Annotated in this window: 7 protein-coding genes; 3 read left to right on the plus strand and 4 right to left on the minus strand. The window is 68.6% G+C overall.

What is annotated here, in order from left to right:
* Positions 1 to 239: 239 nt before the first annotated feature.
* Both thrB and thrC read right to left on the minus strand, forming a co-directional pair.
* Positions 240 to 1,151: a homoserine kinase gene (gene thrB / locus HMPREF1868_RS02480; protein ID WP_062530043.1), complete on the minus strand. Its 912-nt coding sequence runs from the start codon at positions 1,149 to 1,151 to the stop codon at positions 240 to 242.
* Positions 1,148 to 2,632 carry a threonine synthase gene (gene thrC, locus HMPREF1868_RS02485; RefSeq protein WP_062530045.1) on the minus strand — a complete coding sequence of 495 codons (1,485 nt, stop codon included), beginning with the start codon at positions 2,630 to 2,632 and terminating at the stop codon, positions 1,148 to 1,150. The genes thrB and thrC overlap by 4 nt, the downstream gene beginning before the upstream one ends.
* Positions 2,633 to 2,735: 103 nt before the next feature.
* Between thrC and HMPREF1868_RS02490 the strand changes: the two genes are divergently transcribed.
* From HMPREF1868_RS02490 to HMPREF1868_RS02500, 3 genes are read left to right on the plus strand one after another with little or no spacing between them, the layout of a single operon-like run.
* On the plus strand, positions 2,736 to 3,866 hold the full coding sequence (locus HMPREF1868_RS02490) for a homoserine dehydrogenase (RefSeq protein WP_009279485.1): 1,131 nt from the start codon (positions 2,736 to 2,738) through the stop codon (positions 3,864 to 3,866).
* Between the two features lie 3 nt (positions 3,867 to 3,869).
* Positions 3,870 to 5,213 carry an aspartate kinase gene (locus tag HMPREF1868_RS02495; protein ID WP_009279484.1) on the plus strand — a complete coding sequence of 448 codons (1,344 nt, stop codon included), beginning with the start codon at positions 3,870 to 3,872 and terminating at the stop codon, positions 5,211 to 5,213.
* A gap of 11 nt (positions 5,214 to 5,224) precedes the next feature.
* Positions 5,225 to 6,235, plus strand: a complete 1,011-nt coding sequence (locus HMPREF1868_RS02500; RefSeq protein ID WP_062530047.1) for an aspartate-semialdehyde dehydrogenase — start codon at positions 5,225 to 5,227, stop codon at positions 6,233 to 6,235.
* Between the two features lie 75 nt (positions 6,236 to 6,310).
* Here the strand turns inward: HMPREF1868_RS02500 and HMPREF1868_RS02505 are convergent, their stop codons facing one another.
* The gene (locus HMPREF1868_RS02505; protein ID WP_062530049.1) at positions 6,311 to 6,784 is read right to left on the minus strand and encodes a MarR family winged helix-turn-helix transcriptional regulator; all 474 of its coding nucleotides are present in this window, start codon (positions 6,782 to 6,784) and stop codon (positions 6,311 to 6,313) included.
* A gap of 215 nt (positions 6,785 to 6,999) precedes the next feature.
* Positions 7,000 to 7,910, minus strand: a 911-nt coding sequence (locus HMPREF1868_RS02510; RefSeq protein ID WP_062530051.1) for a glycosyltransferase family 2 protein, incomplete at its 5' end; no start/stop codon positions are given.

Consider the following 7,910-nt stretch of genomic DNA (forward strand, 5'->3'; position numbering starts at 1 on the left):
GCGTCGGGCGTTGTGGTCGCGAGTTCAAGCGCGTTGGGCGTTGTCGCGAAGCGCTCGTACGCATCGGACGCTTTCGTGCCGGTGCGGGACGTGCCGGACGCTGTGGTTGCGAGCCTGTGCGCGCGTTGCACGCGTCGGACGCAGCAGGGACGCGCGCCATTCGCCACGGACTCGCACGGCCGCACCACGGGTGAAGCACCAGGGCAAGGCGAGAGCGACGGGCGGCCTCCGCTGGCAGCCTAGGTCAGCTCCCACTCCACGCCGTGGCTCCGAGCGGGGAGCACGCGGACCCAGAGCCCATTGACGCGGTTCTCCACCATGCCCTCGACGGCGGCGAGCACGCGTCCCGCCGGCTCGTCCCCGTCGCAGATGGCGAGCATCGTCGAGCCCGAGCCGCTGATGGTGAAGGCCGCCGCCCCCGCGGCGAGCGCCGTGCGCCTCAGAGGCTCGTAGTCGGGGATGAGCGCGCTTCGGTAGGGCTCGTGCAGGCGGTCCTGGCAGGCGCTTGAGAGCAGGTCCGCGTCTCCCGTGGCAAGGGCGTGCACGGCGGCGACGCAGTGGCCGATCTGCCACACGGCGACCTCGGTGGGGACGCTCTGGGGCATGACGCGACGGGCGTCGGCGGTGCGCACCTCGTAGGGCGGCGCGATGGCCACGAAGCGCAGGCCCTCGGCCACGTCGAAGCGCAGCGACCTCGTGCTCCGTCCGTCCACGAACGAGCTCACGAGCCCACCCAAGAGCGCGGGGGCCACGTTGTCCGGGTGGCCCTCCAGCTCGCAGGCCACGTCCAGGGCTGCCTGCGGGTCCAGCCCGCCCGTATGGAGCAGCTGTGCGGCCACGACCCCCGCCGCCACGCAGGTCGAGCTCGAGCCCAGCCCGCCCGAGAGCGGGATGGGGGAGTCGATGTGCAGGTGCAGGGGGAGCGGACGCTGGTAGAGCCTGCGGCAGGCCTCGAGGTAGCTGGTCCAGGCGAGGTTGTCCTCGCCACGGAAGCGCTCGGGGCAGCCGTCTATGGACAGCTCGTCCGCCGGCTCGAAGCAGAACTCGGCCATGAGGTCCAGCGCCAGACCCAGGCAGTCGTAGCCCACGCCCACGTTGGCCGAGGTGGCCGGCACGCGGACGCGAACGCCACGGGGGAGGGTGGCGCTCACGCGAAGACCCTCTGGCAGGCGGTTTCCACGAAGTTGGTCATCTGGCCCTGGTCGCAGACGTCCTCGTGCAGCACCGGGGCATCCCTCAGGGCCGAGAGCTGCGCCGGCGCCACAGTCCCCGTGAGCTCCTGCAGCCGGTCCATGCAGGCGAAGGCGTCAAGCTCTTCCACATCGTGTCCCAGCGCCCCCAGCACCTCGGCCGAGAACTTGTAGGGATTCGCGGTGGAGAGGCACACGCGCACGTTGCCGCCCCTCTCGCCTTGGCCCATGACGTGGCGGGCGACGGCGGTGTGGGGGTCGATGAGCACGCCGTCCGCCTCCCAGGCCGCGCGGATGGCGGCGCGGGTCTGGTCGTCGGTCGCCCAGCCGCAGTCGAAGTCGGAGCGCAGGCGCGCGAGCTCGTCGGGCGTGACCTCGTAGCGTCCCTCGCTGCGGAGCTGTGACATGAGGTCGGCGACGCGCTCGGCGTCACCCCCCGTCAGGTAGTAGAGCATGCGCTCGAGGTTGGACGAGACCAGGATGTCCATGGAGGGCGAGATGGTCTTGGCGAAGTCGCGCCGGCGGTCGTAGACGCCGGTGCGGAGGAAGTCGAAGAGGACCCTGTTGCTGTTGGAGGCGACGGTGAGCCTGCCCACGGGAAGCCCCAGGCGCTTGGCGTAGTATCCCGCCAGGACGTCTCCGAAGTTGCCGGTGGGAACGACGAAGTCGAGCTCGTCCCCCTTGCGGATGGCGCCCTTCGCAAGGAGCTGCGCGTAGGCGCTGAAGTAGTAGGCGACCTGCGGGGCGAGCCGTCCCACGTTGATGGAGTTGGCGCTGGAGAGGACCACGCCCTCCCGCTCGAGGCGCCCCCTCAGGCCCTCGTCCGCGAAGATGCGCTTGACCTGGGTCTGGGCGTCGTCGAAGGTGCCCCTGATGCCGCAGACGGCCACGTTGGCCCCGCGCTGCGTCACCATCTGCAGGCGCTGGGCGTCGGACACCTTGCCCTCGGGGTAGAAGACCGTGACCCCCGTGCCTTCGACGCCGGCGAAGCCCGCCAGCGCCGCCTTGCCCGTGTCGCCCGAGGTGGCGGTCACGATCATGACCCTGCGCCCGTCTTCCTCGCGCGAGCGGGACATGAGGCGGGGGAGCATCTGCAGGGCGAGGTCCTTGAAGGCGCAGGTGGGCCCGTGCCAGAGCTCGAGGAGCCAGTCGTCGCCCAGCGACGTGACGGGGGTCACGAGCGGCGTGTCGAAGTTCTGGGCGTAGGCGCCGCGCACGCAATCGTCGAGCTCGTCCGGCGAGAAGTCGGGCAGCAGCGTGGCCAGGACGCGGCGCGCGATGTCGTGGTAGCCGGCGGCCTCGAGGCCCTCGACGCCGAGTTCGGAGGCGCCCAGCTGGTCCGAGACGTAGAGCCCTCCGTCGGGCGCGATGCCTGCGAGTATTGCTTGCCTGCTTGTTACGGAATCGCCGCCGCCGCGCGTGCTGTGATAGAACATGCTCACTGTGGCGCTCCTAGCCTCGGGTTTCGCAGAACGTTCGTAAGTATCATAGTCGCAGGGTGCGGGACCTCCCGTCACCGTCACACAGTAGAAAGATTGGAAGCTCATGAAGGTCGCGCTGCTGGGACACGGCGTCGTGGGACGCGGGGTAGACCAGATTCTCTCCTCCAGGGACCTCGGCGTGGAGGTGACGCGGATCCTGGAGCTGCCGGGCCGCCTGGACGACGGTCGCATGACCTCGGACTATGAGGACATCTTGGGCGACGGGCAGATCGAGCTCGTCGTGGAGTGCATGGGAGGGCTCGAGCCGGCGCACGGCTACATCCTCTCGGCCCTCGCTGCCGGCAAGAGCGTCGTCACCTCCAACAAGGCCGTGGTCGCGGCATACTTGGACGAGTTCGCGAGCCAGGCGCGCTTCTCGCGCGCGAGCCTCCTCATCGAGGCCACCTGCGGCGGGGGAGTGCCCTGGATCGCCAGCATCGAGAAGGCCCGGCGCATCGACCGGATCAGCTCCATAGGCGGCATCATGAACGGGACCACCAACTTCATCGTGGACGCGATGGAGCGCGAGGGCGCGGAGTTCGCGGACGTTCTCGCCCGCGCCCAGGAGCTGGGGTACGCGGAGAGGGACCCCTCGGCCGACATCGACGGCATCGACGTGCGCAACAAGACCGCCATCGCCGCGAGCGTCGCCTTCGGCTGCGCCTGCAGGACGGACATCCCCACCTCCGGCATCCGCAACCTCACGAAGGCGGACCTCGACCTCCTGGCGTCGCGCGGGCTCTCGCTCAGGCTGCTGGGGCGCGCAGTGCAGGAGGGTGGTCGCTTCGCCGCGAGCGTCGAGCCCGTGGTGCTGGGCCATCGCGCCCTCGAGGCCAACGTGCCCGGCAACTTCAACCTGCTGAGCCTCGTGGGCGAGACCGTGGGCGAGCTCGGCTTCTACGGCCAGGGGGCGGGGTCGCTTCCCACCGGCAACGCCATGGTCCAGGATATCCTCGACTTCAGGGATGGCCGGCGCCCCAGCTACGACCTCTCGGCGGACCTCGCCTACGACCCCGGCCTGCTGCGGGGCGACTACCTGCTGCGCAGCGGCCTGGCCCCCGAGGGCTCCGAGGAGTGGGCTCCTGGCGTCAGCCTCCTTCGCGGCCTCAGCGCCGAGGAGGCGCGCGCGACGCTCGACCGTGCGCTCGGGGCCGACCCGACGAGCTTCATGGCCGTGCTGGACGCGAGGGGCTGACGCATGATAAAGGTCGCAAAGTTCGGCGGCTCCAGCGTCGCGGACGCGGAGCAGTTCCGCAAGGTCAAGTCAATCGTGGGGTCGGACCCAGAGCGCCGCTTCGTCGTGGTCTCCGCCTCGGGCAGGCGCTTCCCCCAGGACAACAAGGTCACCGACCTCCTGCTGCTGGTCAACGCGCACATCGAGTATCACGTCGACTGCACGGCGCTCCTCTCGGACATCCAGGCACGCTATCAGGACATCGCCGACGAGCTGGGGCTCAGCTACCCCGTCGCAGAGCGCTTCGGCGAGTTCGCGGCGCAGGTCAAGGGCTTCTCGCCCGAGTACGTGGTGTCGCGCGGCGAGTGGTTCACGGGCCAGCTCATGGCCGAGTACCTGGGCCTTCCCTTCGTGGACGCGGCGGAGGTCATCGTCTTCCACCATGACGGCAGCGTGGACATGGAGCGCACGGCGATGCGCCTGCGCGACCGCGCGACGCGTCTGGGGAGCTTCCTGCTCCCGGGCTTCTACGGCGCCACGGTGGATGGCAGCATCAAGCTCTTCCAGCGCGGGGGCGGCGACATCACGGGCGCCATCCTGGCGCGCTGCCTGGACGCCGGCGTGTACGAGAACTGGACCGACGTCTCGGGCTTCCTCGCCGCCGACCCGCGCGTGGTGGACCACCCTCGCTCCATCCACCGCATCACCTACGACGAGATGCGCGAGCTCAGCTACATGGGGGCCTCGGTCCTGCAGGAGGAGGCCATCTTCCCCGTGCGCGAGACCAACATCCCCATCCAGATCAAGAACACCAACGACCCCGACGCCAAGGGCACCATCATCCGCGAGACGGCCGAGGAGCACGTGAAGGAGCACCTCATCACGGGCATCGCCGGCAAGCGCGACTTCATGGCCATCCATGTCCAGCGCGCCCACATCTCGAACGACGTGGGCTACCTCAGGCGTGCGCTCTCGGTCTTCGAGAAGTACGGCGTGAGCGTGGAGCACGTGCCCACGGGAGTCGACTCCTTCGGCGTCGTGGTCAACGGCGCCGACGTGAAGGACAGCATCTACTCCATCGTCAACGAGCTCCAACACGAGCTCGAGCCCGACAGCATCAACGTGGTGGACAGCCTGGCGCTCATCAGCGTCGTGGGCCGCAACATGAGCCGCCGCGCAGGCACCTCGGGCCGCATCTTCGGCTGCCTGGGTGAGGCGGGCATCAACATCCGCATGATCACCCAGAGCTCGCAGGAGATATCGATCATCATGGGCGTCAACAACGCCGACTTCGAACGTGCCATCCAGTGCATCTACGACCGCTTCGTCGACGGCGAGATGGTCGAGATGCCGCAGCTTGCCCAGTAGGGGGTTAGGACATGCCTGACAAGAGAGTTGCCATCCTCGGCGCGACCGGCGTCGTGGGGACCCAGATGCTCCAGTGCCTCGAGGAGAGGGACTTCCCGGTGGGGGAGCTCGTCCCCCTTGCGAGCGCTCGCTCCGCGGGCAGCAGCGTGCGCTTCCGCGGCGAGGAGGTGGTGGTGCGCGAGGCCACGCCCGAGGCCTTCGAGGGCGTGGACGTCGTGTTGGGCGCGGCGGGAGACGAACTCGCTCGCAAGCTCCTTCCCGAAGCCGTGAGGCGGGGCGCCACCTGCGTGGACAACAGCCACGCCTTCCGCCTGGACGAGGACGTGCCCCTGGTCATCCCCGAGATAAACGCCGACGACGTGAGCTGGCACCACGGCATCATCGCCAACCCCAACTGCGCCACCATCATCGGCCTGGTGCCCCTCTGGCCCCTGCACCAGGAGGCCGGCATCAGGAGGCTCGTCGTGAGCACCTACCAGGCGGCGTCGGGGGCGGGCATGCCGGGCCTGCGCGAGCTCGAGCGCGAGATGGGTGTCGTCGCCCAGGGCGGCGAGATGGGGCCCACCGACCCCTTTGCCTACCAGCTCGCCGCCAACCTGATTCCCCAGATCGGCGGCTTCAAGGAGGAGGGCTACACCTCCGAGGAGCTGAAGATGCAGAACGAGGGGCGCAAGATCATGCACCTTCCCGAGCTGCGCGTGAGCTGCACCTGCGTGCGCGTGCCCGTGATGCGCTCGCACTCCGAGTCGATCACGGTCGAGTTCGAGAGGCCCCTCTCGCCCGAGCGCGCCCGCGAGCTTCTCGAGGCAGCTCCCGGGGTGCTCGTGGTGGACGAGCCCTCCGAGCTGCGCTATCCCATGCCGCTCCAGAGCTCCGACCAGGACCTGGTCTGGGTCGGGCGCATCAGGCGCGACCTCTCCGCACCTGACGGCGTGAGCTCGCTATGCCTCTGGTGCTGCGGCGACCAGATTCGCAAGGGCGCCGCGACCAACGCCGTGCAGATCGCGGAGCTCCTGCTCTAGCGGCAGGCCTGGGCGGCGGCGCGAAGGATGGCGCCGCCGCGACGAGGCGTGAGCGGGCTCGAACGGGCGCGGGCCCTACTTGAAGGAGGCGAGGAGCCTCTCCACCAGGTGCTTGAGCTCGACGAGGTCCTCGCGCTCCATGCTGATGCAACCGCCGATGCAGGCGGGAACGTCCATCGCCTGCCTGCGAAGCCTCCTGCCCTCGTCGGTCAGGGTGATGATGATGGCGCGCTCGTCCGCCTTGGAGCGGGTGCGGTTGACGTAGCCGTGGCCCTCGAGCCGGCGCAGCAGCGGGGTGAGGGTGGCCGAGTCGAGGTAGAGCCTATGTCCCAGCTCGGTCACGGTGACGCCGTCCCGCTCCCAGAGGGCCATCATCGTCACGTACTGCGTGTAGGTGAGGCCCAGGGGGTCCAGGAAGGGCTTGTACCTGCGCGTGAGCTCCTTCGACGCCGCATAGAGCGGGAAGCATAGCTGGTTCTCGAGCGCCAGGGGGTCGAGCTCCCCACCCTCTGCGGCGTCCTGGGTGGCAGTGACCTTGGTATCGTCCATGTCAATCCTCTCTTCCCGCACGACTTAATCGTGCGCAATTTATCAAGGGAAGTATACCCAAGCGAGAGGGGCGTGCGCCAGAGAGGTCGCCAGGGCCATGCTTGCGGCAAGGCTCTAGTCCCACGCGCCACACAAGGAAGGGCCCGGACGGGATGTCGTCCACCCCGTCCGGGCCGCCATGTGACTCGTCGCGTGCGGGCCTGGTCGTGCCTCGCCTAGTTGAACTTCATGAACCTCTGTGCGGTCCGGTACAGCGCGATGGTCGCCGCGCGCCCGCCGGCGCCCGGGAGGTTGGTGGCCAGGCCGCAGATGCCCAGGCGCGCACGCCTCCACATGCGCCGGTCGTAGTCGTAGAGGTCGCTCCAGAGGCGGTCGAGCTCCGCCATGGCGTCGGCATGGTCCGAGAGCTTCGAGAAGACGGAGCAGATCATCATCATGATGACGAAGTAGTTGACCATGTAGCTGCGCAGGGCGTACGACTCGATGTCCTGGTAGAGGTGGTAGGACCTCATCATGATGCGAGTGATCTTGACCTGTTGGTCGATCCTGCCCGCCATGACCTTCTCGTTCACCGACTGGTCCTCCCGCCCGATGAAGTAGCGGTAGAGGTCCACGTCCAGGTAGTAGAGGGTGCGGCAGCGCGGCAGGGGGACGTAGGCGTAGATGTTGTCCACGTAGAAGGTGTGCGCCGGCATGGGCACCCCTCCGTCGCGCAGCACGTCGGTGCGGTAGCAGAGGGCGTGCATGAGGAGGTTCTGGGCCATCTTGAAGTGGCGGATGTCGTTCCAGCCAAAGGCCCTGCCCACGGGGAGCACCGAGCGGTAGTTGACCACGTGGCTGCTGCCGTCCTCCACGTGCTCGTACACGTAGTTGCTGATGATGAGGTCCACGCGCTCGCCGGTCTCGTCCAGCTCGCGGATCTTGCCCAGAAGGGTGGCGCAGGCCTCGGCGTCCAGCCAGTCGTCGGAGTCCACGACCTTGAAGTAGGCCCCCTCGGCGTTTCCCAGGCCCTTGAGGACGGCCATGCCATGGCCGCCGTTCTCCTGGTGCACGGCCTTCACGATGCTGGGGTGGCGCTCCTGCCAGGACTCTGCCTTGGCCAGCGTGTCGTCCTTCGTGGACCCGT

Source organism: Olsenella sp. DNF00959 (genome assembly GCF_001553055.1).
GTDB lineage: Bacteria > Actinomycetota > Coriobacteriia > Coriobacteriales > Atopobiaceae > Olsenella_I > Olsenella_I phocaeensis.